The 25,127-nt window shown below is 71.1% G+C and carries 29 protein-coding genes and 2 pseudogenes; 19 read left to right on the forward strand and 12 right to left on the reverse strand.

Annotated elements, in window-relative coordinates:
• Nucleotides 1-338, forward strand: a pseudogene (locus GUY59_RS35965) (TetR/AcrR family transcriptional regulator); the annotation flags it as partial.
• Entirely contained in the window at nt 326-625 is a 300-nt protein-coding gene (locus tag GUY59_RS35970; RefSeq protein ID WP_138205349.1) for a DUF6204 family protein, read from the forward strand. The pseudogene GUY59_RS35965 and the gene GUY59_RS35970, both read left to right, overlap by 13 nt.
• 96 nt (nt 626-721) lie before the next feature.
• Here the strand turns inward: GUY59_RS35970 and GUY59_RS35975 are convergent, their stop codons facing one another.
• Nucleotides 722-1,339 (reverse strand): helix-turn-helix transcriptional regulator, encoded by a 618-nt coding sequence (locus GUY59_RS35975; RefSeq protein ID WP_236667825.1) that lies wholly within the window; start codon nt 1,337-1,339, stop codon nt 722-724.
• Between the two features lie 59 nt (nt 1,340-1,398).
• On the opposite strand from GUY59_RS35975, the gene GUY59_RS35980 reads away from it, so the two are divergent.
• Complete coding sequence (locus GUY59_RS35980) at nt 1,399-2,367, forward strand: FAD/NAD(P)-binding protein (protein WP_201761745.1); 969 nt, start codon at nt 1,399-1,401, stop codon at nt 2,365-2,367.
• Nucleotides 2,368-2,610: 243 nt separating this feature from the next.
• Here the strand turns inward: GUY59_RS35980 and GUY59_RS35985 are convergent, their stop codons facing one another.
• A complete protein-coding gene (locus tag GUY59_RS35985; RefSeq protein WP_138205351.1) occupies nt 2,611-3,279 on the reverse strand; it encodes a GAP family protein in 669 nt (222 codons plus the stop codon).
• 94 nt (nt 3,280-3,373) lie between these two features.
• Here GUY59_RS35985 and GUY59_RS35990 point away from each other — a divergent pair, with 94 nt between their 5' ends.
• From GUY59_RS35990 to GUY59_RS36025, 8 genes are all read left to right on the forward strand, one after another.
• A complete protein-coding gene (locus tag GUY59_RS35990) occupies nt 3,374-4,021 on the forward strand; it encodes a TetR/AcrR family transcriptional regulator (protein ID WP_161714864.1) in 648 nt (215 codons plus the stop codon).
• A gap of 142 nt (nt 4,022-4,163) precedes the next feature.
• Entirely contained in the window at nt 4,164-4,769 is a 606-nt protein-coding gene (locus GUY59_RS35995) for a biotin transporter BioY (protein ID WP_138205355.1), read from the forward strand.
• A 7-nt stretch (nt 4,770-4,776) separates the two neighbouring features.
• The gene (locus GUY59_RS36000; protein ID WP_138205357.1) at nt 4,777-6,138 is read left to right on the forward strand and encodes a class I adenylate-forming enzyme family protein; all 1,362 of its coding nucleotides are present in this window, start codon (nt 4,777-4,779) and stop codon (nt 6,136-6,138) included.
• Nucleotides 6,138-7,253 carry a thiolase family protein gene (locus tag GUY59_RS36005; protein WP_138205359.1) on the forward strand — a complete coding sequence of 372 codons (1,116 nt, stop codon included), beginning with the start codon at nt 6,138-6,140 and terminating at the stop codon, nt 7,251-7,253. Before GUY59_RS36000 ends, GUY59_RS36005 begins: the two co-directional genes overlap by 1 nt.
• Nucleotide 7,254: 1 nt before the next feature.
• A complete protein-coding gene (locus GUY59_RS36010) occupies nt 7,255-7,929 on the forward strand; it encodes an energy-coupling factor ABC transporter ATP-binding protein (protein WP_138205361.1) in 675 nt (224 codons plus the stop codon).
• Nucleotides 7,926-8,531 carry an energy-coupling factor transporter transmembrane component T family protein gene (locus GUY59_RS36015; RefSeq protein WP_138205363.1) on the forward strand — a complete coding sequence of 202 codons (606 nt, stop codon included), beginning with the start codon at nt 7,926-7,928 and terminating at the stop codon, nt 8,529-8,531. The genes GUY59_RS36010 and GUY59_RS36015 overlap by 4 nt, the downstream gene beginning before the upstream one ends.
• 48 nt (nt 8,532-8,579) lie before the next feature.
• The gene (locus GUY59_RS36020; protein ID WP_212746280.1) at nt 8,580-8,930 is read left to right on the forward strand and encodes an ArsR/SmtB family transcription factor; all 351 of its coding nucleotides are present in this window, start codon (nt 8,580-8,582) and stop codon (nt 8,928-8,930) included.
• A complete protein-coding gene (locus GUY59_RS36025) occupies nt 8,930-9,550 on the forward strand; it encodes an SRPBCC family protein (RefSeq protein WP_138205365.1) in 621 nt (206 codons plus the stop codon). The genes GUY59_RS36020 and GUY59_RS36025 overlap by 1 nt, the downstream gene beginning before the upstream one ends.
• On the opposite strand, the gene GUY59_RS36030 is transcribed toward GUY59_RS36025, so the two are convergent.
• Both GUY59_RS36030 and GUY59_RS36035 read right to left on the reverse strand, forming a co-directional pair.
• Nucleotides 9,459-9,716, reverse strand: coding sequence for a LuxR C-terminal-related transcriptional regulator (locus tag GUY59_RS36030; protein WP_442939056.1), 258 nt, complete (start codon nt 9,714-9,716; stop codon nt 9,459-9,461). The two genes, GUY59_RS36025 and GUY59_RS36030, sit on opposite strands and share 92 nt — an antisense overlap.
• Before the next feature lie 255 nt (nt 9,717-9,971).
• The gene (locus GUY59_RS36035) at nt 9,972-10,907 is read right to left on the reverse strand and encodes a tyrosine-type recombinase/integrase (RefSeq protein ID WP_252375128.1); all 936 of its coding nucleotides are present in this window, start codon (nt 10,905-10,907) and stop codon (nt 9,972-9,974) included.
• Between the two features lie 238 nt (nt 10,908-11,145).
• Between GUY59_RS36035 and GUY59_RS36040 the strand changes: the two genes are divergently transcribed.
• Both GUY59_RS36040 and GUY59_RS36045 read left to right on the forward strand, forming a co-directional pair.
• On the forward strand, nt 11,146-11,748 hold the full coding sequence (locus GUY59_RS36040) for a DUF5994 family protein (RefSeq protein WP_236667827.1): 603 nt from the start codon (nt 11,146-11,148) through the stop codon (nt 11,746-11,748).
• Nucleotides 11,749-11,879: 131 nt separating this feature from the next.
• Entirely contained in the window at nt 11,880-12,206 is a 327-nt protein-coding gene (locus GUY59_RS36045) for an STAS domain-containing protein (RefSeq protein WP_138205369.1), read from the forward strand.
• A gap of 138 nt (nt 12,207-12,344) precedes the next feature.
• Here GUY59_RS36045 and GUY59_RS36050 read toward each other — a convergent pair whose 3' ends face one another.
• Entirely contained in the window at nt 12,345-12,713 is a 369-nt protein-coding gene (locus tag GUY59_RS36050) for a DoxX family protein (protein WP_138205371.1), read from the reverse strand.
• Nucleotides 12,714-12,810: 97 nt separating this feature from the next.
• Here GUY59_RS36050 and GUY59_RS36055 point away from each other — a divergent pair, with 97 nt between their 5' ends.
• The 3 genes from GUY59_RS36055 to GUY59_RS36065 all read left to right on the forward strand — a co-directional run bounded on the left by GUY59_RS36055 (nt 12,811) and on the right by GUY59_RS36065 (nt 16,034).
• Nucleotides 12,811-13,419, forward strand: coding sequence for a TetR/AcrR family transcriptional regulator (locus tag GUY59_RS36055; protein ID WP_132333644.1), 609 nt, complete (start codon nt 12,811-12,813; stop codon nt 13,417-13,419).
• An 82-nt stretch (nt 13,420-13,501) separates the two neighbouring features.
• Nucleotides 13,502-15,127 (forward strand): FAD-dependent monooxygenase, encoded by a 1,626-nt coding sequence (locus tag GUY59_RS36060; RefSeq protein WP_138205373.1) that lies wholly within the window; start codon nt 13,502-13,504, stop codon nt 15,125-15,127.
• A 34-nt stretch (nt 15,128-15,161) separates the two neighbouring features.
• The gene (locus GUY59_RS36065) at nt 15,162-16,034 is read left to right on the forward strand and encodes an SAM-dependent methyltransferase (RefSeq protein ID WP_212746282.1); all 873 of its coding nucleotides are present in this window, start codon (nt 15,162-15,164) and stop codon (nt 16,032-16,034) included.
• 361 nt (nt 16,035-16,395) lie between these two features.
• Here the strand turns inward: GUY59_RS36065 and GUY59_RS36070 are convergent, their stop codons facing one another.
• The 4 genes from GUY59_RS36070 to GUY59_RS36085 all read right to left on the reverse strand — a co-directional run bounded on the left by GUY59_RS36070 (nt 16,396) and on the right by GUY59_RS36085 (nt 19,867).
• Nucleotides 16,396-16,578 (reverse strand): hypothetical protein, encoded by a 183-nt coding sequence (locus GUY59_RS36070; protein ID WP_138205375.1) that lies wholly within the window; start codon nt 16,576-16,578, stop codon nt 16,396-16,398.
• A 393-nt stretch (nt 16,579-16,971) separates the two neighbouring features.
• Nucleotides 16,972-17,730, reverse strand: a complete 759-nt coding sequence (locus GUY59_RS36075; RefSeq protein ID WP_138205377.1) for an ABC transporter permease — start codon at nt 17,728-17,730, stop codon at nt 16,972-16,974.
• Nucleotides 17,727-18,653 carry an ATP-binding cassette domain-containing protein gene (locus tag GUY59_RS36080; protein ID WP_138205378.1) on the reverse strand — a complete coding sequence of 309 codons (927 nt, stop codon included), beginning with the start codon at nt 18,651-18,653 and terminating at the stop codon, nt 17,727-17,729. Before GUY59_RS36080 ends, GUY59_RS36075 begins: the two co-directional genes overlap by 4 nt.
• Nucleotides 18,654-18,658: 5 nt before the next feature.
• Complete coding sequence (locus GUY59_RS36085) at nt 18,659-19,867, reverse strand: cytochrome P450 (RefSeq protein WP_138205380.1); 1,209 nt, start codon at nt 19,865-19,867, stop codon at nt 18,659-18,661.
• A gap of 146 nt (nt 19,868-20,013) precedes the next feature.
• Between GUY59_RS36085 and GUY59_RS36090 the strand changes: the two genes are divergently transcribed.
• A complete protein-coding gene (locus tag GUY59_RS36090; protein ID WP_236667828.1) occupies nt 20,014-20,700 on the forward strand; it encodes a helix-turn-helix domain-containing protein in 687 nt (228 codons plus the stop codon).
• A gap of 238 nt (nt 20,701-20,938) precedes the next feature.
• On the opposite strand, the pseudogene GUY59_RS36095 reads toward GUY59_RS36090, so the two are convergent.
• Both GUY59_RS36095 and GUY59_RS36100 read right to left on the reverse strand, forming a co-directional pair.
• Nucleotides 20,939-21,570, reverse strand: a pseudogene (locus GUY59_RS36095) (IS5 family transposase); the annotation flags it as partial.
• Between the two features lie 246 nt (nt 21,571-21,816).
• Nucleotides 21,817-22,083: a hypothetical protein gene (locus GUY59_RS36100; protein WP_138205382.1), complete on the reverse strand. Its 267-nt coding sequence runs from the start codon at nt 22,081-22,083 to the stop codon at nt 21,817-21,819.
• Between the two features lie 149 nt (nt 22,084-22,232).
• Between GUY59_RS36100 and GUY59_RS36105 the strand changes: the two genes are divergently transcribed.
• The gene (locus tag GUY59_RS36105) at nt 22,233-22,490 is read left to right on the forward strand and encodes a transposase family protein (RefSeq protein ID WP_138205384.1); all 258 of its coding nucleotides are present in this window, start codon (nt 22,233-22,235) and stop codon (nt 22,488-22,490) included.
• Between the two features lie 37 nt (nt 22,491-22,527).
• A complete protein-coding gene (locus GUY59_RS50240) occupies nt 22,528-22,785 on the forward strand; it encodes a transposase family protein (RefSeq protein WP_161714865.1) in 258 nt (85 codons plus the stop codon).
• On the opposite strand, the gene GUY59_RS36115 is transcribed toward GUY59_RS50240, so the two are convergent.
• Nucleotides 22,782-25,127 (reverse strand): hypothetical protein (locus GUY59_RS36115; RefSeq protein ID WP_442939057.1); only part of this gene is annotated, 2,346 nt, incomplete at its 5' end. The genes GUY59_RS50240 and GUY59_RS36115 overlap by 4 nt on opposite strands.

A 25,127-nucleotide genomic window follows, 5' to 3' on the forward strand; every position in this document is an offset into this window, starting at 1 on the left:
GTCCGGGGTTCGGGCGGGTTCTGGAGATGATGCTGGCGGCCCCCACGCTGACCGCCCGGCTGGAAGGTCTGGGCCGCCGGATGACGGACACACTGGCCGCCGCGCTGGCCGAGGAGACCGGCGCCGCCGACGACGATCCGCTGCCGCGGGTGATGGCCTGGCACATCGGATCGCTGCACGCACTGGTGATGAATGACATCGCCCGCCGCACCACCGCGGGGCAGCCGCCGGAGGTGATCGCCGAGCGGGTGCTGGAGCTGCTCGACACCGTGGAGAGCGTGCTCGGCGAGCGGGTTCTCAGCTATGCCGTACGAGAGGATCGACCATGTTCAGGGTGACCATCAGGGGCAAGTTCACGGGGCTGGACGAGTCCGGCCGGGCCGGGGTGCTGGCCGCCGGCGGCACCGCCTTCACCGAGGCCGGCACGTTCACCCACGACTCGACCGTGTCGGCGTTCACCTTCCGCTGCCAGGTGCCGGCGGGGCCGGACGACGGCAAGGACGAGGCGGCGCTGGGCGCCATGGCCGCGCTGGAGGCGCACGGGCACCCGTACGAGATCCTGAAGATCGGGGTGACCGACATGCGCAACATCAAGAGCCGGCGGCGCCGGCCCGGGCCTGCGTGAGAGCGCCGGGGCCGGGTAGCCGGCATACACGGCAGGGTGGGCCGGCGTGAGCGCTGCGGATCGGGCCAGGTATGGCCCGGCGGGCACTGATGGTGGCTACTGCCGGAGGGGTTCGGCGAACAGCTGCGCGACGAGCTCACCGCGGCTGGAGGTCCCCGCCTTGCCGAAGACGGCCTTGAGGTGACCGCGAACGGTATGGGGAGAGATGAACAGGGCCGTGGCGATCTCGGCGGTGGACAGGCCCCGTGCCACGAGCTGAGCGATCTCGAACTCCCGTGGCGTCAGCCCGTATGCCTGGGCGACGATGACCGCCAGGTCGGAGGGGGGCGCGGGCTCGATGACGAGGGCTGTCGGACCCGGCCGTCCGCCGGGACCGCTCAGGCATGAGGCGCGGCAGGTCAGCCACTGCTTGTCGAGGGTCCGGATGCGTATCCTGGCGCTGCCTCGGTCGTGGCCTTGGGCGATGGCCCGCGCCTGCAGTGTCGTGCCCATCAGCCATATGGGCAGCCTCAGCCCGAGCGCTGTGGGTATGGACGGCCCGTCCGGCAGGAACGCGAGATAGCGCCGGGCCTCCTCGTTGATCGACGCGGCCTCGCCTTGCTCGTCGAACAGCAGCAGGCCGGGCGCGGAGGCGCCGGGCCCGCCGTCCGATCGGGACGGACGGGCGAACCGGCGCAGCCGGTCGGCGAGTGGTCCGGACAGATCGGCGAGCAAGGCGATCTGGTGCGTGCCGGGACGGGCACGACCATCCGGCAGACCGGGTGGCTTTGTGCGTGGGCGGGGGGACGCCGCAGGACCATTACGGCCTGGGCGGCGTTCCAGGGTTCGTGGGCGATCCTTATCCGCTGGCGAACTCGCTCGGCCACGTCCCGGCCGCGGCCGACGTCGCGGTGATCGGCAGCGGGCTGACCGCCGTGGACGTGGCGGTGTCGCTCGCCGCGCGCGGCCACGCCGGGCGGATCACGCTGGTGTCGCGGAGCGGCATGCTGCCCCACGTCTGGCAGCGTCCCCTCGGCCACCGGCCCGTGCACCTGACCGTCGAGCGGGTGGAGGCGTCGTGCCGCGAGCACGGCGGCCTCACCCTCGACGACCTCGCCGGGCTGCTTCGCGCCGAACTGGCCGAGACGGGCGAGGACTTCGCGGACTTCACGGCCGAGTTGCTTGCGGCGGGGTCGGAGGAGCCCGTGCGGCGGTTGCGGCGGCAACTGGCCGTCGTCGGCGACCCGCGGATCGGGCGGCGGGTGCTGCAGGAAACCGCCCACACGGTCGGCCCGTACGCCTGGCGGCTGCTGCCCGAGCCCGACCGTGAACGGCTGCGCAGGCACTTCCGTCTGGCCACCAGCGTGGCCTCGCCCATGGTGCCGGTGAACGCCGCAGCTCTGCTGCGGCTGTTCGAGTCCGGGCAGCTCACCATGGTGGCAGGCGTACGCAAGATCGAGGCTGTGAAGGGAGGGTTCCAGGTTCGGGGCGACGGTGACCACCTGGACGCCGACGTCGTCGTCAACGCCGTGAACCCGCCGCCCCAGGCGGTGCCCCGCGCGACGGAGCCGCTGATCACATCCCTGCTCACCGATGGGCTGGCCACCCTGCATCTGTCGGGAGGGCTGGTCCCCGCCGACCCGCGCCTGCACATGGTGGGCGACCTGGCCGGCGGCGGTCCGTTCATCACCTCGAGCATCCCCGGAGTCGCCGCAGCGGGGGCCCGTACCGTCCGCGTGCTGTCGGCCGCACATACCGGCTGACCAGCCGCCGGCCTGGAGGAGCGTCGTCCCCGGGTCGGCGGCTGGTGCAGGCGCCGGTCACGGTGCCGCTGGTGCTGGGGCGGTGCGGGGCGTGGTGGCCGGCGCGGTGTTGTGCTGGGCGCGTGCGCTGGATGGGTTGGGGGCGACGATCACGTTCGTGGGCGACTCCCGGCACCACCCGCATCATGCCGCTGGCTGCCCAGCAGGCCCGAGCGGCCTTGCGCTGGAGGCGATCGTGCATCGCTATGGACCGGCGGTGAGGGTGATCTGGGCGGGCAACGCGTCCAGCAGGATGAGGACTCCCGCTATCCCGACGATCCAGCGCAGTGTGGCGCGCGAGCCGGAGGAGAACCTGGCCTGCCACCGTTCGAACCGGTCGCGCGTGCGCTCGCCCAGGGCTGCCCACGCGGCGGGGAGCAGGACGCCGGGGCTCACCATGATGGTGACGTACGCGCCAAGGAGCGGCGACCATTGGACGGCGGGCAGGCCGGCGAAGGTCATGAGGCCGATCGCGCCGAAGTAGGGGACGGCGGTGGCGAACTCGAACAGCCAGGTCCCCAGGCCCAGCAGCACCATGGAGCGCATGGTGAAGGACCGGGTCGCGACGGATGCTCGTCCGGGAGCCTTGTCGGGGATGAAGAAGCTTCCCACCAGGAGCGCCGCGCCGAGGACGGCCTGCCCCCATGTCCACACGGCGTCGTCGACGCGGGGCACGACGGCGCCGAGGCCGAGCATGAGCAGCGCGCCCAGAGCGAAGTAGGCGAGCGCGACCGTGGCGAGATAGACGCCGAGCAGCGCGCCCACGCGGCGCGGCCTGGCGAGCAGCAGATAGAGCGTCATGCCGATGACCGCGGGGCTCAGCGTGTCGAGCACCGCCAGCCCGAGCACCGCCACGACCGTCTCGATGGGCAAACCTGTCTCCTGCGGGAGTCGACGAGCCGTAATAACACCTACGTGTCAGCACAATAACACGGGCGTGTTAGCACATGCGTCATACCATGTGGACGTGCCACGACTCGTTGACCACGACCAGCGACGTGCCGAGCTCGGCGAGGCCGCCATCCGGATCATCCTGCGCGAGGGGCTGGGCGGCGTGACCGTGCGCGGCGTCGCCGCCGAGGCCGGCTGGTCCACCGGGTCCCTGCGCCACTACTTCGGCAACCAGCGCGAGCTGCAGGCCTACGTCGTTCAGGCCACCACCGACACCCTGCGCCGGCGGCTCCTGCCGCGCGTCCAGCGTCCCCGTACCGAAGGCTCGGTGGTCGAACAGGTCGCCACCATCGTGGAGGAGATGTTGCCGCTCGACGCCGAGCGCCGTGAGGAGTACGCGCTGTGGTCGGCGGTCGTGGAGTGGGAGCGTCACCACCCTCAGGAAGGGGGTTCGGGGACCTGGAACGACCAGCGGGCGCTGCACCGCCAGTGCGTGGCCGCGCTGCGCGGGCACGAGCCGGTCCGCGACCCCGGCCAGGCCATGGACCCGCATCCCGATCCCGAGGTGGAGCTCTGGGCGGCCCTGCTGCACACGTTCGTCGACGGGCTGGCCGCCCAGCTCGTGGACACCCCGGGCCAGGTGTGCCCCGCGACCGCCGCGCACCTGCTGCGTTCGCTGCTACGAGCCGTGCCACCGCGGATCACCGCCGTGCAACGGCCCTGATCGGTCCGCGCGGGGCCGCTGATCCGCGCCGGCCGGGCAGCGGTCGCTGCTGCGCCTCGTATCCCGGTGGCAGATGATCGGGGCGAATGTTGTGGGATACCTCCATGACTGAAGCGTGCCGTTCTGGTGTGAGATCGACCCCATGAAGGATGAAGGGAAGCAGCGCAGGTTCCCCACGGGCGACCTGGCGAGAGTGGCCGTGTTCGCCGCGCTGATCGCCGTACTCGGGTTGCCGGGTTCGTTCAACGTCTTCGGCAACGCGACCCCGATCACCCTGCAGACAGCGGGCGTGATGTTGGCGGGCGCGATCCTCGGCTCGTGGCGGGGTGCGCTGGCCGTCGCCGTGCTGCTGGTGCTGGTCGCGGCGGGCCTGCCGCTGCTGGCGGGCGGGCGCGGCGGGCTGGGTGCGTTCACCGCGCCGTCGGCCGGATTCCTGCTGGGCTGGCTGCCCGGCGCGGCGGTGACCGGATGGCTGGTGGAGCGGGCCGGCCGCTCGCCCCGCCTGGCGCACCTGCTGGTGGCGACCCTGGTGGGCGGCATCGCAGTGGTCTACCTGGTCGGGATTCCCGTGCAGGCGATGGTCACCGGAGTGTCGCTGAGCTCGGCGGCGCTGCTGACGCTCGCGTTCCTGCCCGGCGACCTGACCAAGGCGGTCGTGACGGCCTTCGTCGCCAAGGGCGTGCAGCGCTCCTACCCGGACGCGGTGCCGGCGGTGCACCGCGATCGGCTGCGCACCGGGGAGCGTTGACCCCGCGATGCCGGTAGCAGATCACGTGCTGCGGCACGCCGCCGAACGTCCCGCGCGGCCGGCGGTGTGCGGCCATGACGCCGAATTGTCCTACGCCGAGCTCGGCACCGACATCCAGGGCGCCGCCCGGCACCTGCGCGGCCGGGGGATCGGCCCCGGCTCGCTGGTCGCGATCGGGCTGGCCGGCCCGGCCGCGCTGCTGACCGCCGTGCTCGCCGCCGACCTGGCCGGCGCCACACCGCTGGTGGGCGACCCCGCCTGGGGGCGCGAGCGGTGGGCCCGCGTCACCGGCGCGCTCACACCGGACCTCCTGGTCACCGAGCCGCTCCCGTACGCGCCCGGCCGCGCCCTGACCCCCGACCCGGACCCCGCCGACCTGGCGTGGGCTTGTTTCAGCTCCGGCAGCACGGGGCGGCCCCGCGCCGTGATACGCCGCCGCGCGTCGTGGACGAACTCGTTCGCGCCCTTCAGCGAGCTGGCCGGGATCGGCGCCGGCGACGCGGTCCTGGTGCCTGGACCCCTGACCTCCAGCCTGTACGCCTTCGCAGCGGTGCACGCGCTGGCCGTCGGCGCGTGCACCGTCGTGCCCGGCCGGCTCCCCACCACGACACCGGCCGGGATGAGGGCCACCGTCGTGCACCTGGTGCCGCACCTGCTCGACGAGGTCCTGCGCCGTCCGGGGTCGCTGCGCACGGCCGTGGTCGGCGGCGCCGCTCTCCCTCCCGGCGCGCGTGCGGCCGCGGCCCAGACCGGGGTGAACGTGGTGGCGTACTACGGCGCGACCGAGTTGTCGTTCGTGGCGGCCGACGCCGACGGGGGCGGGCTGCGCCCGTTCCCCGGCGTGGAGATCGAGGTCAGGGCCGAGCCGGGGGCCGGGCTCGGCGAGGTATGGGCGCGCTCGCCGTGGCTGGCCGACGGCTATCTGGGTGACGTGCCGGGCCCGTTGCGTCGCGACGCCGGCGGCTGGGCCAGTGTGGGGGACGTGGCGCGGCCCCACCGGGAGGGCGAGGTGCTGCGGCTGCGCGGCCGGGGTGACGGCGCGATCCAGACCGGCGGTGCGACCGTCGTGGCCGAGGACGTCGAAGAGGTGCTCAGGACGGTGCCGGGTGTGGGCGACGTCGTGGTGGTCGGCTCGCCGCACCCGTCGCTGGGTTCGGTGGTCACGGCGATCCTCGAGGCGGAGGGCGCCTCGCCCCCGTCGCGGGCGGCGCTGGAGTCGATGGCCAGGGGCGGGCTGGACGCCGCGCAGCGGCCGCGCCGCTGGTACGCGGTGCCGAGCCTGCCGCGCACGCAGTCGGGCAAACCCGCCCGCGCCCTGGTGGCGGCCCGGCTTGCCGGCGGCGACCCCGACATCCGGCGGCTGGCCTGATGGCCGTCGTGGTGGCGGCCCGGCGCACGCCCATCGGCACGGCCGGGCACGCGTACAAGGAGCTGACCGTCGACCGGCTGGCCGCCCCGGTGATCGCCGCAGTGGCCGGCGATGTGGAGGGGCGGCCGGTGGACGACGTGGTGCTGGGCAACTGCATGGGTCCCGGCGGCAACGTGGCCCGGTTGTCGGCGCTGGCCGCCGGGCTCGGCCACGAGGTGCCGGGCGTGACGGTCGACCGGCAGTGCGGGAGCGGCCTGGCGGCGATCCTGCTGGCCGCCCAGGCGGTGCGCTCGGGTGACATGGACCTGGTGATCGCCGGAGGGGCCGAGAGCGCGTCGACCGCGCCGCTGCGCACCCGCAGGGGTGAGGCGCAGCCGTACGCCAGGGCGCCCTTCACCCCCGGCGGGCATCCCGATCCGGATATGGGGCCGGCCGCGGAGGCGCTGGCTGCCTCGTGCGGCGTCAGCAGGGAGCGCCAGGACGCCTACGCCTGCCGCAGTCACGCGGCGGCGCTGGCCGCCCGCGCGGCGGGACGGTTCTCGGACGAGATCGTGCCGGTCGGCGGTCGCGACGGCGATCAGCGTCCACGGCCGATGCGGGCGTCGTCGCTGGCCCGGCTGCCGGCGGCGTTCACCGCCGGCGGTACAGTGACGGCCGGTAACGCGTCCCCGGTGAGCGATGGCGCGGCGGCCGTGGCGATCGTTCCCGACCGCGCGGGCCTGCCGGGGCTGCGGCTGGTGGCCGGGTCCGTCGTCGGGTGCGATCCCGGGTTGCCCGGGTGGGGCCCGGTGCCGGCCGTGCGGCGGGTGCTCGCGCGTGCGGGGGTCGAGGTGGAACGGGTGGCGGCGGTGGAGATCGTGGAGGCGTTCTCGGCGCAGGTGCTGGCCGTCACCGACGCGCTCGGGCTCGATCCGCTCGGCGCCGACGGTGAACGGGTGTGCCCCGACGGCGGTGCGCTGGCGCTGGGGCATCCGTGGGGCGCCACCGGAGCGGTCGTGGTGACCCGGCTGTTCACCCGGCTGGTCCGCGCCGGCGCACCGCCGGGCACGCTCGGCCTGGCGACGGCCGCGGTCGGCGGCGGCCTGGGCGTGGCCGCGCTGTTCGAGGTGGTGTGAGGTGATCGAGTTCGCGGACGTGCACGTCCGGCTGGGCGGCCGTGACGTGCTGCGCGGCGTCACCGCGCGCCTTCCCGAGCGGCGGGTCGGCGTGGTGGGCGCCAACGGCTCGGGCAAGAGCACGCTGGCCCGGCTGATCAACGGCCTTGCCCTGCCCACCTCGGGCAGCGTCACCGTGCTCGGCCTGGACACCCGCCGGCACGCCGCGAAGATCCGGCGCGGGGTCGGGTTCCTGTTCACCGATCCGGACGCGCAGATCGTGATGCCGACCGTGGCCGAGGACGTCGCCTTCTCCCTGCGCCGCAAGGGCCTGGAGGGTGAGGAGGTGGCGAGGCGCGTGCACGAGGCGCTGGCCGCGTACGGGCTGGACGGGCACGCCGACCACCCGGCGCACCATCTGTCGGGCGGCCAGAAGCAGTTGCTCGCGCTGTGCTCGGTGATGGTGCTCCAGCCCGACATCCTGGTGATGGACGAGCCGACCACGCTGCTGGACCTGCGCCATTCCCGTCAGGTCGCCGAGGTGCTGCGCGGGCTGCCGCAGCAGGTGGTGGCGGTCAGCCACGACCTGCCGCTGCTGGCGGACTTCGACCGGGTGCTCGTGCTCGACGAGGGCAGGATCGTGGCCGACGGCGGCCCGGACGAGGCCATCGGCCACTACAGGAAGATGATGCGGTGAACAACCTGAGCGGCGCCTACGTGCCGGGTTCGTCGCCGCTGCACCGCCTGCCCGCCGGGGCGAAGCTGGCCGGGCTGGCCGTGGCCTGCACGGTGCTGGTGCTGCTGCCCTCGCCGGCGGCGCTGGGGGGCGCAGCCGTGGTCGTGGCGGGCCTCTACGCGGTGTCGCGGGTGAGTCCGGCGGCGGCGTGGGCGCAGGTGCGGCCGGTGCGTTATTTCGTGGTGGCGCTGTTCGGGCTGCAGTGGGTGTTCGTCGGCCTGGAGGGGGCGGCGGTCACGTCGCTGCGGGTGCTGCTGGCGGTCGCGCTGGCGGGGGTGGTCACGCTGACCACCCGCACGTCGGCGATGATGGCGGCGCTGGAACGATGTCTGAGGCCGGTGAGGCTGGTCGGGCTCGACCCGTTCCGGCTGTCGTTGCTGCTGTCGCTGACCGTACGCAGTGTGCCCGTCATCGCGGCGCTGGCCGTACGCGTCCGGGAGGCTCAGCGGGCCCGAGGGGTCGAGCGCAGCCTGCGCGCTTTCGCGGTGCCGCTGGTGGTGAGTTCGCTGCGGCACGCCGACGCACTAGGGGAGGCGTTGAGCGCGCGCGGGCTCGACGACTGACTGTCCCGGGGTTGACTTATATAAGTGAGTCCTGAAATACTGGGTGCTGTGCACGCCTTCGACGTCCTCGGCGATCCGGTGCGACGCCGGATCCTGGAGCTGCTCGCCGAGGGCGAGCGCAGCTCCGGCGAGGTGACCGCGGTCATCCAGCAGGAGTTCGGCATCTCCCAGCCGGCCGTCTCCCAGCACCTGCGGGTGCTGCGCGACAACGGGTTCGCCAACGTACGCGCCCAGGGCACCCGGCGGCTCTACGCCGTAGATCCCGGCCCGCTGCAGGAGGTCGACCTCTGGCTGGAACGATTTCGCGGCTTCTGGAACCAGCGGCTCGACGCTCTGGCCACCGAACTGGCACGGGGTAAACGCGAGCGCCGCATCGAAGACGACACGAAGGACGCCTGATGGATTTCATCGACGAGCTCAACCGCACCCACCGCCACCTGCTCAACGGCGAGCGCAAGACCGTCTCGCTGCGCCGCCACTATGACGCCGACGTGGCGGAGGTGTGGGAGGCCTGCACCGACGCCGAGCGGCTGAGCCGCTGGTTCCTGCCGGTCACCGGGGACCTGCGGCCGGGGGGCACGTACCAGCTGAAGGGCAACGCCGGCGGTGAGATCCTGCGCTGCGAGCCGCCGCGCCTGCTGAAGGCCACCTGGCTGTTCGGCCCCGACCCCGGCTTCTCCGAGGTCGAGGTGCGCCTGTCGGCCGAGGACGGCGGCACCCTGTTCGAGCTGGAGCACACCGCCGAGATGCCGGCCGAGATGTGGTCGCAGTTCGGGCCCGGCGCGACCGGTGTGGGCTGGGACCTGGCGCTGCTGGGCCTGGGCCTGCATCTGTCGGGCGGCGAGCAGGTGGAGGAGGCGACCTTCCACCTGACCCCCGAGGGCCGCGGCTTCATCACCGGCAGCAGCCGGGCGTGGGGGGAGGCGTTCAAGGCGGGGGGCGCCACGGACGGCGAGGCGGAGGCCGCCGTGGCCGCCACCACCGCCTTCTACGCCCCCGAGGAGGAGTCCCCCGCCTGACCGTGGGCGTATCCAGATGACGCTGCTGATCCCGCTCGACGCGCGGTCGGCTAACGCGGCGGACCAGGCGGGCCTCGTAGGCGGCGATGACGAGCTGGGCGCGGTGGCGGGCGTTGAGCTTGGTCAGCAGACGGCCGATATGCGCCTTCACGGTCCCAGGACTCACCCGACGCCACCATCCGGATCGTCCTCAGGAGGTCGTCCGGAGGCGCGTCCTTGAGCAGGAATCCGCTGGCACCCGCGCGCAGCGCCGAATAAGGGGTGACGGTAAGGGGGTTGAGCCACGTGCGGACAGCCGTTGGCGGTACCCGCGAGTAACTTAGCTGGATGCGTGGACGGGGCCGTCCTGTACACGCCGTCACCCCGTAAGCCCAGTCGTGACCAGCTGCACGTGCACGCTGGTCAATGTGCCGTAGAAGCTTCATCGCCCCGGTTGGTGGTCGGTGATGAGGGCGTCCAGGGCGGCGGCTTTGTCGGCTTCGGTGGGGAGAGCGTAGCGGCGGGTGGTGTCCAGTGAGCCGTGGCCGAGGAGTTCGGCGACCAGGATGGGGTCTTTGCCGTCGCGGATGAGCTGGGTGGCGAAGGTGTGGCGCAGGACGTGCGGGCTGAAGGGTTCGGTGGGATCGTCACCCAGGCCGACGGCGTCGCCGAGGCCGGTGATGATGTCGCGGGCGGCGCGGTCGCTCAGGCGGCCGCCGCGGTGGTTGAGGAACAGCGCGGCGTGGGTGCCGGCCCCCTTCCAATCGGCGCGGGCCTCCAGCCAGTCGGTCAGGCCCTGACGCAGGTCGGGGTGGACGGGCAGCAGGCGGATCTTGCCGCCGTCGCGGCCCTTGCCGCGGATGCGTAGTTCGCCCTTGCGGGCCGGCAGGCGCACGTCGGCCAGGTCGAGGCCGACGACTTCGGAGATGCGCAGGCCGGCGTAGTAGGGCAGCAGGGCGATGGCCTTGTCGCGCGGGGATGCAGCGAGCTGGACGTGGTGTATGTAGCGGCGCGCGCGCCGGGCGTCCAGGGCGCGGGGTGCGGTGCGGCGCACGTCACGTTCGCGACGCGCCTGGGGCTTGCCGAGGCCGCGGCGGGCATAGAAGTCGTCGATGGCCGACAGGTAGGTGTCGATGGTGTTGGGGGCGCGGCGACCGTTCTTCAGATGCCGGCAGAAGTCACGCACCGCGCCGGTGGCGGCGACAGGATCGGCGAGCGGGTCGCCATCGAGCGCGCCGGCGTCGACCTGGTCGGCGAGCCAGGCCAGGTAACTGCGCAGCCGCGAGTGGTATTTGGTCTTGCTCGTCTCAGCCAGGGGCGAGCGATTCAGCGCGGCGGCGTACTCGGCAAGGATCGCCGCGTACGGGCCGGGAAGCACGATGGCTCGTGACCGGCTCGTGTTTCCGGAAGTCGCTCCGGAGGGTTTCCCGGTCTCTGGGGTGGCGTTTCCGGAAGTCACCTCACCAGTGTACTTCCGGAACCACGCAATTCCGGAAGTTGTGAGGTAAGGTGGAGACACCGAGGGCTTTTCGAGCGTTGGCATTCAGGTCGGCGTCGCCCACGGCGAACCACCACCGGCCACCTTCGCAAGGAGGGCCTGGACAGGTCAGGCGACCATGACGCCGACGCTCTTTTCTCAACGCACCTCCCTCAGCCCTGTCGCATCGGCGATTCCGCGGGTCGATTCCGCGCTCCGGCTCGCTCTCTACCCGGCACCGGATCGCCGGGCCGTGGTGGACGGGGCCTGGTGGCCCTGCTCCCGCAACGCCGCCGCCGAACTGCCTCCTCTCATCGCCGCCGTCGACCAGCGGCTGGGCCGGACCATCCTGCGGATAGGGGTGTACCGGGACGCCTGGCAGCACGTTCCCCGCCGCATCCCGGCCCGTGGCCGGCAGGTCCGCGTCGGCTGGTTCCGCCACTCCGACCCACGCGTGATCACTCTCGTCTTCGCCACCGGCGAGCCGATCGCCTTGCTGCTCATCCCGCCCGACACCGCCGTCGGAACTGCCGAGGCCGCGCTCAAGCTCACCGCCCAGGACACCACCGGCCTGGCCACCGACGACATCCTCATCCTGGCGAGCCTGCCACCCGATCCCGCGATCCATGCCACCTCCCGTGCGGGGATCACCGACAGCCCGGCCCGCTGGGAGAACGAGGGCGGATCGGTCATCGCGCAGAATACGAGCGCCTCAGACACCCCGGCGTCAGCACCGGCGTGAGGTCACCCACGTGCCGCCTGCCGGCCGGATCGAGCGGATCCAGGTACTCCTATCCAGCAGTGGACCGCTCTCCTGCCGGCAGGCATCTCTCCGGACCCCCGATTCGCCGCCTCTCCGAACAGGAGACTTCCATGACCGTCATCGACACCGCCCCGCCGCCCGGCGGTCCGAGCGCCGCGGCGCCCACCCTGATCCACCTGTCCGGAGACATCGACATCTTCACCACCGAGCAGCTGCGCCAGCGGCTGCTCAACGCGCTCGGCTACAGCACCACCCTGCTCGTGCTGGACCTGTCCAAGGTCACCTTCTGTGGCGCCGGCGGGCTGGGCGTGCTGCTCGGCGTGCAAGGACGCGCCCGGGTCCGGGGCATCACACTGGCCTTGACCGGGCTCACCCCGTTGATGACCCGGCTGCTGCAGGTCTCGGGCCTGGAACGCCGATTCCCGATCATGGCGTGACCGGCCATGCCCAACGCAGCTCTCACTGATGTGGGCGATGATGGCAGCTCGTCGCTCCCCGACCCGCCACGCCCGCCCGGACTGGCCTCATCCAGGTGATGCTGACCGCCGCGATCGTGCTGTCACCGCGCTCTTCGCTCAGGAAGTCGCGAGCAACAAGGCCATGGTCGTTCCGGTGACCACGGCCAGCACCACGGGCGCCACGGCGTGGGAGCGGTGGCGCCGGTGCGCGAAGTCGCGGGCACGGAGATGGAATCCGACTGCGCCGATCAACAGCAGCGTGAGACCGGCCGCGGCCGCGACGGCGAGCGGCTTGAACCAGAGGCCGGCCGCGAGCCCGAGCGCGCCGGCGATCTCCAGGGTGCCGATCGAGCGGGTCATCGTCGAGCCGACGCCGAGCCTGAGCAGGTTGGCCGTCACGGGATCCCGTAACAGGACCTTCTGGGCGCCGGCGAGCAGGAAGACGAGAGCGACCAGAGCGCTCAGGGTGCTGGCGGCAAACGACATGGTGTGACCTTTCACAGCAAAGAGAACGAACATTCTTTTTCTAAGAGTAAGGCGGCAAAGTTGTCAAGTACGAATGTTCGTTCTACGTTGTGATCCCATGGCACGCATGCCCAAGGAGCACCTCGAAGCCCGCCGCCGCCAGATCCTGGACGCCGCCCGGCGCTGTTTCATCCGCAACGGCTTCCATGCCACGTCCATGCAGGACGTGCTGACCGAGGCCGAGTTGTCGGCCGGGGCCGTCTACCGCTATTTCAAGAGCAAGGACGACATCATCGCGGCGACCGCCGCCGAGGCTCTGGCCGAGGTCGCGTCGGCGTTCGAGGCGAAGGACGACGCGCGACCGCCGGATCTGGACAACATCGTCGATCTCGTGCTGGGGGTCGAGCGCCCGCCGCTGTCCGGATCGCAGGAGTCGGCCCAACTGCTGGTCCAGGTCTGGTCGGAGGCTCTGCGATCGCCGTCGCTGAGCACGAAACTGAAGGAGGTCATGGCGGAGGCCCGCGGCGTGGTCGGCGGCCTTGTGGCGCGGCATCAACAGCGCGGACTGCTTCCCGCCGACGTCCCGGCCGAGCATGTGGCCGATGTCCTGATGGCTCTGGTCGACGGGTTCCTGGTACGCCGCGCGGTATACGGCCACGCGGATTCGGTGACCTTCAGGAGCGGCATGCGGGCCCTGATGTCGGCGCCCACGCGAGCCGCCCGATAGAGAAGGACATTCGCTCTTGACGACGATCGGAGGGTCATGCTCTTCTAAAAAGAACGATCATTCGTTCTAAGAGGGTGGATTTGTGACTACGAAAGCGGACGTTCTCATCGTCGGAGCGGGGCCGACCGGCCTGGTGCTGGCCATCGACCTGGCACGGCGGGGAGTGATCCCACGGATCATCGACGCCGGGAGCGCGGACCACCGGGAAAGCCGGGCGGTGTCCATCGTGGCGAGATCGCTGGAAATGCTGGACGATCTCGGGCTGGCCCAAGCCGCCATCGAACGAGGCGTCCCGCTGCACACGCTGAACTTCTACCAGGGCACGACGGCCCTGGCCGAGATGGACGTGACGGCTGTGGACTCCCCGTTCCCGCTGGACCTGTGCATCCCACAGTGGCAGACGGTCGCGCTGCTGCGCGAGCGCGCCGAGGAACTCGGAGTCACCATCGAATGGGGCACCCGCCTGGTCGGGCAGCAGGCCGGCGAGCACAGCGTCAGCGTGGAACTCGGCCACGAGGACGGCCGCGGCGAACGGTGCGAAACCGGGTGGCTGATCGGCGCCGACGGCGCCCACAGCGCCGTGCGTGAGACGGCGGGCATCACCCGGGAGAGAGCCGACCTGAAGCGGGGGTTCATCCTGGGCGACGTCGCCGTGGACTGGCCGCTCACACGGGACCGCTTCCATGTCTACTTCGGCAAGTCCGGCCTCGTGGCGGTCTTCCCCATGATCGGGGGCTACTGGCGCATCCTGGCCAGCACGCCGGACGACCGGCCGCCGCAGAGCCCAGGGCTGGACGACTTCGCCGCCCACGTCGCCGAACGCACGCCTTTGGACGCTGGCGTACGCGATCTGCAGTGGAGTTCGTCGTTCGTGGCCCGCGAGAGCCTGGCCGACCGGCTTCGCCAGAACCGGATCCTCCTGGCCGGCGACGCCGCGCACAGCCACAGCCCGGTGGGCGGCCAGGGCATGAACACCGGCATGCAGGACGCCTACAACCTGGGCTGGAAACTCGCACTCGTCGTCACCGGGCGCGCCGAGGAGTCCCTCCTGGACAGCTACGAGGCCGAACGCTGGCCCGTGGTCAAGGCCGTGGTCGAGGCGACCTCGGCCACCACGAAGGCCGCCACCGGCAGCACACTGGTCGCCCGCAGAGCCAGGCGGCACGCGCTGCGCCTGTTCGGCCGGCTCAATCCCGTACAGCAGCGGCTGTCGAACGCCTTCGGTGAACACCTCGTCCACTATCGCGACAGTGACCTCGTCTTCGAACGCTGGCACGGATCACAGGCCAGAGCGTGGAGCGACATCGCCTGCACCGGACCGGAAGCCGGCGAACTGGTGCGGGACGTCTACGTGGAGAACCGTGAGGGGCCGGTGGCACTCCGTCACGTTCTCCGGACGCCGGGCCACCACCTCGTCCTGTTCGCGGCGGACACGACGGACTCCGCCACCCTGGCCGCCTGGCATGCCTCCGCCCACGAAGCGATGGCCGGGCACGGCGAGGTCCATGTCATCACCCGCGGCCACCTGCCGCACGACTCCCTGGACGGAGTCTTCGCCGACCTGCGCAGCGAGGCGCACAACCGCTACGGCGTGCGCCGCCCCAGCCTGTACCTGATCCGCCCGGACAAGTACGTCGGCTTCCGCGGCGACAGCGTCGACTTCGCACCCGTGAGCGACTACTTCCGCGGCCTGGGCGCACGCCCGTGACACCGCCTGTCAAGAAGAGGAGCTGGACAACCCCGTGACACAAGAACCGACCGTCCCCAGAAGCCTGGCAGGAATCGGCGCGACCGCCTTGGGCGTGGCTCTCCTGCGCGCTCAAGAGAGCAGCCGACCGGACCGGCTGTTCGACGACCCCTACGCACGGCACTTCCTCCAGGCCGTCGATCCGGCGTTCACCCCTTGGGCCGCCGGGGCCTCTCCGGCGACCGCACGTTTCCTGCAGGTCATGGCCGAGCAGGTCGCCGTCCGCACCCAGTTCCTCGATCGCGCGCTGCTGGAAGCCGCCGAAGGAGGATGCCAGCAGGTGGTCCTGCTGGCGTGCGGCATGGATGCCCGCGCGTTCAGACTCGCCTGGCCGCCCGGCACCAAGGTCTTCGAGCTGGACTTCGCCGACGTGCTCGCATTCAAGGCAGCCGTACTCGACGGCCGCGGCGCGACCGCCGCGTGCCACCGCGTCGAGGTCGCCACCGACCTGCGCCAAGACTGGCCGCGCGCGCTGACGGAGTCCGGCTTCAACCCGGGGCGGCCGGCCGCCTGGCTGGCCGAGGGCATCCTGTACGCACTTCCGCCCGAAGCCGCCGACCTGCTCCTCGACCGGATCACCGCCCTCTCCGCCCCAGCAAGCATGCTCGCCCTGGACCACATGAAGGACTCCGAGCTGCTCCGCAGCGCCCGCGCGGACATCTCCGCCGAGCTCGTCGACCTGTGGCGCGGCGGCCCCACCGAGAACCTCAATGCCTGGCTTGCCCGCCGCGGCTGGCAGCCCGCCGTGACGGACATCGCCGAGGCCGCGGCCGCCCGCAAACGCCCGATTCCACCCGCGTTCGATCCCGCCCGCGCCGCCGCCGGCCGCGGCTGGCTGGCCACGGCACACCTCCCGAAACCTCGCTAAGAGGAATCAAGCTGGCGGAGCGGTGCGGCGGACCGTACCAGCACAAAGGCGAGCAGCCCGAGGGCGGCCAACGCGAAGACCGCGTTGCCGATGAGGTCCACATGCGCGGGTGCGGGGAAGCTCGGCGGCTGGGGAAGCCGTGCCAGGCGTAGGTGATCAGACCGGCAGCGCTCAGGGCGAACCTGTGCCAGGGTCCCCAGCCCATGCGTCGGGACCAGCGCAGGATGAGCAGCGTCATCGTGGCGTAGAGCGCGAGGTAGAAGCCGACTGTGATCCACGCGGGCACAATGGACTGCAGCATGCCCGCCATGGTGGGGAGCCAGAACGCCAGCCCGGCCACGATGGTGGTCGCGAAGACGGTCTACGGGCTGGGAGGCGTGGCAGTGAGGAGAGGGCGGCGGAATCGAGCGGACAGGAACGCGGCGATGATCAGGGCGACCGCCGTGATCAGCGTCCAGGTGATCTGAGCGGCCGACAACGGGTAGATGGCCGGACTTGCGAGGGCGATGGGCACCACGCCGCCCAGCAGGAACAGGGCTGACACGGTGAGGCCCACCTTGCGAGCCAGGGCGTGCCCGGCCGGCGTGAGCCCGCCTCTGCCATCGAGATCGGCACCGCGATGCTCCATACCCCATGGATGGCCAGGACGAACACGGTCCAGTAGGCGCCGATGCCCAGGGCCGGGATGAACCCGTAGTCGAGCGGCCCTCCCCGATCACGGCGTAGGCGAGACCGAGCAGGATGATCCCCGGCCATCCCAGCCGCCATCGGCGGGCGATCTCGCGGATCAGCAGCGCGCCACCGCCGTAGAGCGGAATCAGCCCGATGATCGTCGGTAGGGCGTTGATGGCGATGTTGCCGAGCAGGTACTCGCCGACGAGCGGCGCGAGAACCAGCAGGCCAAGTGCTGGAAGAAGGCGTTTGAACACGTCTATCCTCACCGGTTGTAGAGCTTGCGTGCCCACAGGTATCCGCCCAGCGCGATGGCCGCGCTCCAGAGTGCCGCCGCTGCGAAGCTGGATCCCGCGGGCTGTCCGGCCAGTAGCGTGCGCAGGGTTTCGATGACCGGTGTGAACGGCTGGTGTTCGGCGAACCAGCGCAGCGGGCCGGGCATCGACTCCGGCGGGACTACGCCGCTGCCCAGGAACGGCAGCAGCATCAGCGGCATCGGCAGGTTGCTGGCCGTGGCCACGTTCTTGGTGACCATGCCCAGCGCGGCCGACAGCCAGGTGATGGCGAAGGTGAACATCGCCAGCACGCCGATCACTCCGAGCCAGCCCAGCGCGGAGGCGGCGGGGCGGAAGCCGATCAGCAGGGCCGTCAGCGTCACCGCCGTGATCGCGATGAAGTTCTGGACGAGCGCGCCGAGCACGTGCCCGGTGAGGACGGAGACGCGGGCGATGGCCATGGTCTTGAATCTGGCGATGATGCCCTCGGTCATGTCCATGGCCACCGAGATCGCTGTCCCCTGCGCGGCGCTGGCGATCGTCATGATCATGATGCCGGGGGTGATGTAAGCGGCGTAGGCGGCGCGGTCGCCGCCGATCCCGGTGCCCATGATGCCGCCGAGGACGTAGACGAACAGCAGCAGGAGCACCACTGGGACGCCCGCGTAGGTGAGGATCAGTGTGGGGTAGCGCCACATGTGCCTGATCTGGCGGCGCAGCATGGTCGCGGAGTCGGTGATCGCTCTCATCGCGAGGACTCCTCGGTCAGGGCGAGGAAGGCGTCGTCCAGGTCGGGTGTGTGCACCGACAGTTCAGCGACGTCGATGGCCTGTGCGTCGAGCCATTCCAGGAGTTTGCGCAGCGTGCTGACGCCGGTGTGGGGGATCTGCACCGTGAGGGACTCCTCGTCGCGTGAGGTGGCCCTCAGGTGGGAGGCCGCCCTGAGGTAACCGTCGGGGTCGGCGAAGCGTACGACGATGTGGCCGCCGGGGACCATGCGCTTGAGCTTCTCGGGGGTGCCTTCGGCCACCAGTCGGCCCTGGGTGAGCAGGGCGATGCGGTCGGCGAGTTCGTCGGCCTCCTCCAGGTACTGGGTGGTCAGGAAGATGGTGACGCCGTCCTGCTTTACGAGGTCGCGGACGATCTGCCACATGGTGCGGCGGCTGCGCGGGTCCAGGCCGGTGGTCGGTTCGTCGAGGAAGATGAGCTTGGGAGTGCCGACGAGGGTCATGGCGAGGTCGAGCCGGCGGCGCATGCCGCCCGAGTAGGTGACTGCGGGCTTGCGCGCGGCGTCGGTGAGGTCGAAGCGTTCCAGCAGTTCGCGGGCGCGTTCGCGTCCACGGGAGCGGCCGAGGTGGAGCAGGTCGGCCATGAGTCGTAGGTTCTCCTCGCCGGTGAGGAAGCTGTCTATGGCGGAGAACTGGCCGGTGACGCCGATCGCCGCACGCACCTTGTCGGGTTCTGTGGCCAGGTCGTGCCCGGCCACCCGGATCTCGCCGGCGTCGGCCTTGACCAGGGTGGACAGGATCTGCACTGTGGTGGTCTTGCCCGCGCCGTTCGGGCCGAGCAGCGAGAAAACGGTGCCCTGCGGGATGGACAGGTCGATGCCGTCCAGGACGCGGTGGGCGCCGTAGGACTTACGCAGCCCCGTAACCGAGACGAAGGTCCGCATCGCGTTCACCCACGGTCCCAGGTGACGGGCAGGCTGTGCACGCCGTACACCTGGGAGGGGTCGGTGCGCAGCGACAGGTCTTCAGCCGGTACGGCGAGCCGCAGCGTCGGGAAGCGGATGAGCAGGGCGGGAAGCGCGACACGCATCTCGATGCGGGCAAGCTGCTGACCGAGACACTGATGGACGCCGTGGCCGAAGGCCAGATGCCCGGCGGCCGAGCGGTGCAGATCAAGCACGTCGGGGTCGGAGAACCTGGCCGGGTCTCGGTTGGCGGCGTTGATCGCAATGATGACCGTGTCGCCCGCCTTGAGCCGCCTGCCGCCAAGCTCCACGTCCTCCAGCACGCCGCGCATACCGGTGGCGGCGACGGACAGGTAACGCAGCAGCTCCTCCACGGCGCCGACGGCCAGGCCGGGGTAGCCGCGCAGGGCGGTGAGCTGGGCCGGGTTGCGCAGCAGGGCGAAGGTGCCGAGCGCGAGCATGTTGGCGGTGGTGTCGAGCCCGGCGCCGAGCAGGAACGCGGCCGCGCCGCCGAGCTCCTCGTCGGCCAGGTCGCCGCCGGTGGCCAGGTCGCTGAGCAGGTCGTCGGTCGGCTTGGCCCGCTTGGCGAGCGCGAGCTCCCGCAGGTACGTGCCGAGCTCGACGAAGGCGGCGTACTGCGCCTCAGCGGTCCCGGCGTCCGACAGGGCCCGGGTGGAGCTCTGGAACCGGTCGCGATCCTCGTACGGCACGCCGAGCAGCTCACAGATCATCAGCGCTGGAACCGGCTGCGCGAAGACCTCGACGAGGTCGGCGGGCGGCCCCTGCCGCTCCATCGCGTCGAGCCGCTCACGGGTGATCTCGGTGACCCGCTCGGTGAGCAGGTTCATCCTGCGGACGGTGAACTTGCCCGCTAGCAGCTTGCGAAAGCGGGTGTGCTCGGGTGCGTCCATGCCGGTCAGGTCGCCGGCGGGGGCGGGCGGCAGGTGCCCGCCCGCCAGGGGGTGGTAGTGGGTTTCGTAGCGGGAGCTGAACCGTGGGTCGGCGAGGATCTGGCGGACCATGTCGTATCCGGTGATCAGCCAGACGCCGGGGGCGCCCTCGGGCGCGGCCAGGCGGGCGATCGGCTGCTCTGCGCGCAGGGCGGTGAGCGAAGGCGCGGGATCGAAGGGGAAGGCGGGTGCACGGTCCAGGGACAAAGTGACCGGCTCCACGCGATAGTTCGCGTTCGACATGATTGAAAGCTACGTTGCTTTCAGAGATTCCGTCAAACAATTGATACACATTAATGCAGGTCAAAGCCGAATAATTGATGCGTTAGCGCTGAAGGTGAATGCAATGATACGTTGCGTTGTGTGGAGCCGAACGCAATACTGGCGCCATGCCAGAAGGAAGGTTGACCCGGCAGGACCGCCAGCGCATCGCGGCCAGCCTCGCCGAAGGACGTTCGTACGCCGAGATCGCCAGGCGACTGGACCGGCCGACCTCGACGATCAGCCGCGAGGTCGGCCGCAACGGCGGCCCCCGCGACTACCGCCCCGAGCGGGCGCACCAGGCGGCGGCGCGGCGGGCACGGCGCGGCACCCCGGCACGTTCGCCCGAACCCCAGGACCGCACGGCCTTGGAAGTGGAAGAGGTGGAAGAGGGAGCCGTCGAGCTGGCGGTCGGGATGGGCCTGCCGAAGATGGTGGCACGCGTGCTCATCGGCCTGTGGTTGAGCGAGGACGGCCGGCTCACAGCGGCTGAGCTGTCGCGCGGGCTGAACGTCAGTCCCGCCTCGATCTCCATGGCGGTGGGCTACCTGACCCGGCAGGGGCTGATCAGGCGCGAGCGTGATCCGCAGAGGCGCCGCGACATCTACGTGGTCGACGACGACGCCTGGTACCACTCGACCGTGATCAGCGCCCGGCAGACGCTCGCGGCGGCGGAGATCACGAAGGCGGCGGGGCAGACGCTCGGGCTCGACACGCCCGTGGGACGCCGCCTGGCCAGAGGCGGTGCGTACCTGGAACGGATCAGCCTGGACGCTCTGGCGTCGGCCGAACGCTGGCGCGACCTCCCGCCGTGATCAGATCGCTGGGATCGTTTCCCGGATTTCACGTGCTGTGGTCAAATCGCCCCCTCAACGCCCACGAGGCCCTGTCCGACCCCGCAAGGAAACTCCCGCACGCAGCGCCACGCCAGCGGCACCACGGAACGAAACTCGGTGCGAGGCTCCGAATGCGGGCTGACCATCATCCAGCCTGCGACGGGGACGTCGGCGCCGCCTACTGCTCAACCGCCTGCCGAATTCGCGCGCATCGCACACGGCGCGCGATGCGCGGGGTGATGCCGCGGACGCGCAGAAAGGTGCGCAAATGGGGGTAGTCGTAGCCCTTGTCGCCGTGGAGTTTGCCCGGTCGACGACGTCGCGGGCCACGTCGGGAGCGTACGGGCGGGATCGACCGCACCAGCGGTTCCAGTGCCAGGCTGTCGTGGACATCGCCGGCGCTGATCGCGACAGCCAGGGGCAGACCGGTCCGCTCGGTGATGAGGTGGATCTTCGACCCTTTCTTGCCGCGATCGACAGGATTCGGGCCTGTCAGTTCCCCCCTTTCATGGCCCGCACGCTGACGGAGTCGATCGTGCACCGCGACCAATCCAGTTCTCCTCGCGCGCCGAGCTCGTCCAGCAGGACCCGGTACAGCTTGGCCCACACCCTGGCGGTACTCCACTCGGTGAAGCGGCGGTGCACCGTCTGCCAGGAGGCGCCGAACACCGGCGGCAACTGCCGCCAGGCGCACCCGGTGGTGGCCACGTACACGATCGCCGCAAGGATCACCCGATCGTCGACCCGCCGCCGCCCACCACCTTGCGGCCGCGTCGGCGCCGGCGGGACCACCCGCTGGAACAACTCCCACAACTCATCTGGCACAAGCCGTCGAAGGAACGCATCCACGAACGAACTAACGATCAATCCCCAAATGAGTCACGGTCTAAGTCGCGGATCCTGGCCGCTTTCGACGCGCTGCCCGAAGGCAGCCCCGAGCGGGGCGCACTGCTCCGCAAGGAACGGCTGTACCACTCCCATATCGTGCACTGGAGAAAGCAGGCCGAGAGCGGAACACTCCCGGCCTCGACCGGCCGGCCGCACAAGAGCGCCGAGTCGGAGGAACTGGTCCGGCTGCGGGCCGAGAACAAGAAACTAAAAGCCGATACCGAAAACTCGAGTCCCGCAACGAGAAACTAGCCGGCGAGCTGGGTAAGACCAAAACCGCGCTGGGTCGGCGAGGACGGCGCGGCATTGCTCGTACCCGGACACCAACCATGCCTCGCCACCGCTGGCCAGGTGGACCTTGCTGATCGGCGCCTGCTCGCGCAGCCATTCGTAGGCGGTGGGCGGGGCGAACGGGCAGCCACGCTCGACCGGCAGCGTGAGGTCGGCGAGTTCGCCGGAAAAGCTGTTCGTCATGAAGGAGACCTCCAGTAATGGATCTGGGGTCTTCGAACTTGATCGGGGTATGAGGATCCGCCGACTCCAGAAGGCTTGAGAGGGCTCGTGGCTCTCGGTGATCCTTCTTGTTGTCGAGGCAAGAAGATCACAGCAGAACAGCCACGAGCATGGTCAACGATACGACGCTGCTGCTCGGCCTGGACGGGGTGACCGTCACGAAGGTCGTCGCCGCAGGTGATGGGCAGCAGGATGGACCGGTGGTGCATCTGGCCACCGCAGACGAACGGGCTAGATGCTGCCCGCAGTGTGGAGTTGCCGCGGTCCGGATGAAGGAATGGGTGACCACCCGCCCGCGGGATCTTCCGGGCGGCGGGCGGCGGGCGGCGGTGTGCGTTGCGGTGGCGGAAGCGGCGCTGGTGCTGTGACCAGACATCCTGCCCGCGTCGGACCTTCACCGAGCAGGTGCCGCAGATCCCCGCACGATCCCGGCTGACACTGCGATTACGCCAGGCCGCCGGTGCCGTCGTCGGGGACGGCAGGCGAACGGTGATTCAATCGGCGCGCGATCACGGGGTGTCCTGGCCGATCGTGTCGGCGGCGTTCATCGAGCACGCCCGCAGGGTGCTGCCCGCCCAGCCGGAGCCGGTCACCGTGCTCGGCATCGACGAGGTGCGCCGTGGCCGTCCTCGCTGGGTGCTGGAGGAGAGCACCGGGACCTAGGGCGCGAGGCGGCCCAGGAGCGGGTAGTCCTCGGTGGCCGTTCGTACGTGGCCGACGAGGACGATCGCGTCAGGGGTGGCCCCGATGGCCTGGGACTGCATGCTCTCAGGCCAGGTGACGCGGGTCCGAGGTTCCCAGGCGCGCCCGTCCTGCGACCTTACGAGGACCACCTCGCCCTTCTTCGCCCGCAGGCCGATCCACGCGTCTCCGTGTCGGCCGAGCTGGGACAGGCCCTGGCCGCCGAGCTCGGCGACCTGGGGTTCCTCCCACCGGCCCGACGGGGAGAGCCGGACGAGGAACGTCTTGGTGATGGAGCCCGCGGACGTCTTGCCCTGGTGCGCCAGCCCGCTGACGATCACCGTGTCCCGTCCGACGACGGCCGTGGTGGTCCACGCGCCCTGTCCGTCCGGGAGATCGATCGCCGGCATGGGCCGCCATGATCGGCCGTCGGCCGAATACATCAGGCAGTTCGCCGTGGTGCCGGCGTCCGGGCACATGCCCGGGACGACGTAGCCGTACTCTCCGCCCGCCAGGCCGCTGGGGAACTCGAACGGGGAGGCGACCTGCTGCCAGCTGACCAGGTCGGTGGAGCGCCAGAAGGTGGTCTTCGCGGCCTTCGTGGAGGTCACCAGGTAGCTGTCCTTGGCTGCGGCGGCCTCCTTGATCGTGCCGAAGTCGTGCCCGGAACGCTGCCAGGTGCGGCCGTCGCGCGAGGTGTAGACCCCTGGGCCGACCGCGAGCCAGCCGATCGGTCCGTGCACCACGGCGGTGAACTCGCCGGGCGTCTCCAGGTCCGAACGTTGCCAGGTCGCGCCGCTGTCGGTGCTCCACCAGGCGCTGGCCATGCCCTGGGAGTGGCCGACGGCCACGGTGACGTCTCCCGCGTGGCGCAGGTCGTTGACCCGGGTGACGGGGTAGCGCAGGCCCGCGACGCCACCGAAGTCGATGGGGGCGACGTCGCTGTCCGGGCTCGCGGAGAACATCCGCAGGTCGAGACGCTCCGGCCGGTCGGTGGAGAAGACGCCCGAGGTGTCGCCGCTGAGGAGAGCACCGGTCCTGGTCGTCGTCAGCACCGGCTGGTAGGACTTCAGCTCACGGGAGGTCCCCAGCGAGTCCCAGTCGGAGCCGTCCTCGCTGTGGAGGAGCTTTGCCTCTTCGCCATGCCCGGGCTTCCCGAGCGGTACGGCGTCCATGAGCAGGTAGAACCCGGTCGCGCCCACGGCGAACCCGTTGGGCGAGTAGCCCTCGCTGGAGCCCACCTCCTTCCAGGACGCGCCGTCGGTCGAACCGACGATGGTGGTGGACGTGAACTCCTTGCTGAAGGCGGCGTAGAAGGACTTGCCGTCCGTGGCGAGGACGGGCGTGCCCGGCCCGGTGTCGAGCGTGGTGGTCTGCCACGTGCGGCCGCCGTCCGCCGACCTCACGGTCAGGCGGCCACTCGTCTGGTCGGCGGTGCCGCCGTCGATGAGGACGTTGTCGCCGTGGGCGACCAGGCTGGTGCGACCCGCCGGCAGCGCGGTCGTGGTCGTGACCCGCTGCCACCGCCGGCCGTCCGCCGAGGTCCAGACGACCGTCGGGCTCTCCTTCTGCACCGAGGCGTCCTGCGCGCCCTTGATCACGAATCCGCTGTCGGTCGCCGCCAGACCGGACAGGTTGTAGCCGATCATGTCGCCGAGCGCGGCGCCTTCGACGGGCTGCCAGGCGTGACCGTCGGCGCTGGTCCAGGCCATGGGGGTGTACGTGGTCAGCCTGCTGGGGAAGGCCACCCAGCCCTTGTCGCCGCCCGCCACCAGGTCCGCGGTCACCGACATGGCCCCGGGCGGCGGCACCGACTTCCAGGTCGTACCGCTGTCGTCGGAGACCAGGAAGATCGGACGTGCCGCGTAAGACGAACCCACGGTTTCACCGCCCACCACGACCACGGTGTCGCCGTGGGTGGCCGCGGCGCTGACGTGCTGGTTGAGCCCGCCGTCGGGTGCCGGCTTGGACGGCGGCGGGAAGAGCCGGTCGGCCCTGTTCACCTGGCCGGTCTGCGGTGCCGTCGCCTCCTTCTGGGCGACCTGGCCGTCCGGCCGGAGCGCCACGAAGGCGGCGGCCGCGCCGAGGACGAGGACGACACCGGCCGCCACGGCTCCCCATATCCAGGCGCGCCGCCGCGCGGGTGAGGACGCCACGCCCGCCCCCGGACCCGCCACGCTCCCGGGCGGAGGCGCTCCGTGCGGCGGCGGGCCGGCCGTGGGGGAAGGGCCGGGCGCTCCGTGCGGCGGCCCCATGTAGGGAGGCGGCGCTCCGTGCGGCGGCGGGGGTCCCATGTGCGGCGGTGCCCCGCCGCCGCACGGAGC

The organism is Nonomuraea sp. K271 (genome assembly GCF_009908215.1).
GTDB classification, from domain to species: domain Bacteria; phylum Actinomycetota; class Actinomycetes; order Streptosporangiales; family Streptosporangiaceae; genus Nonomuraea; species Nonomuraea longispora.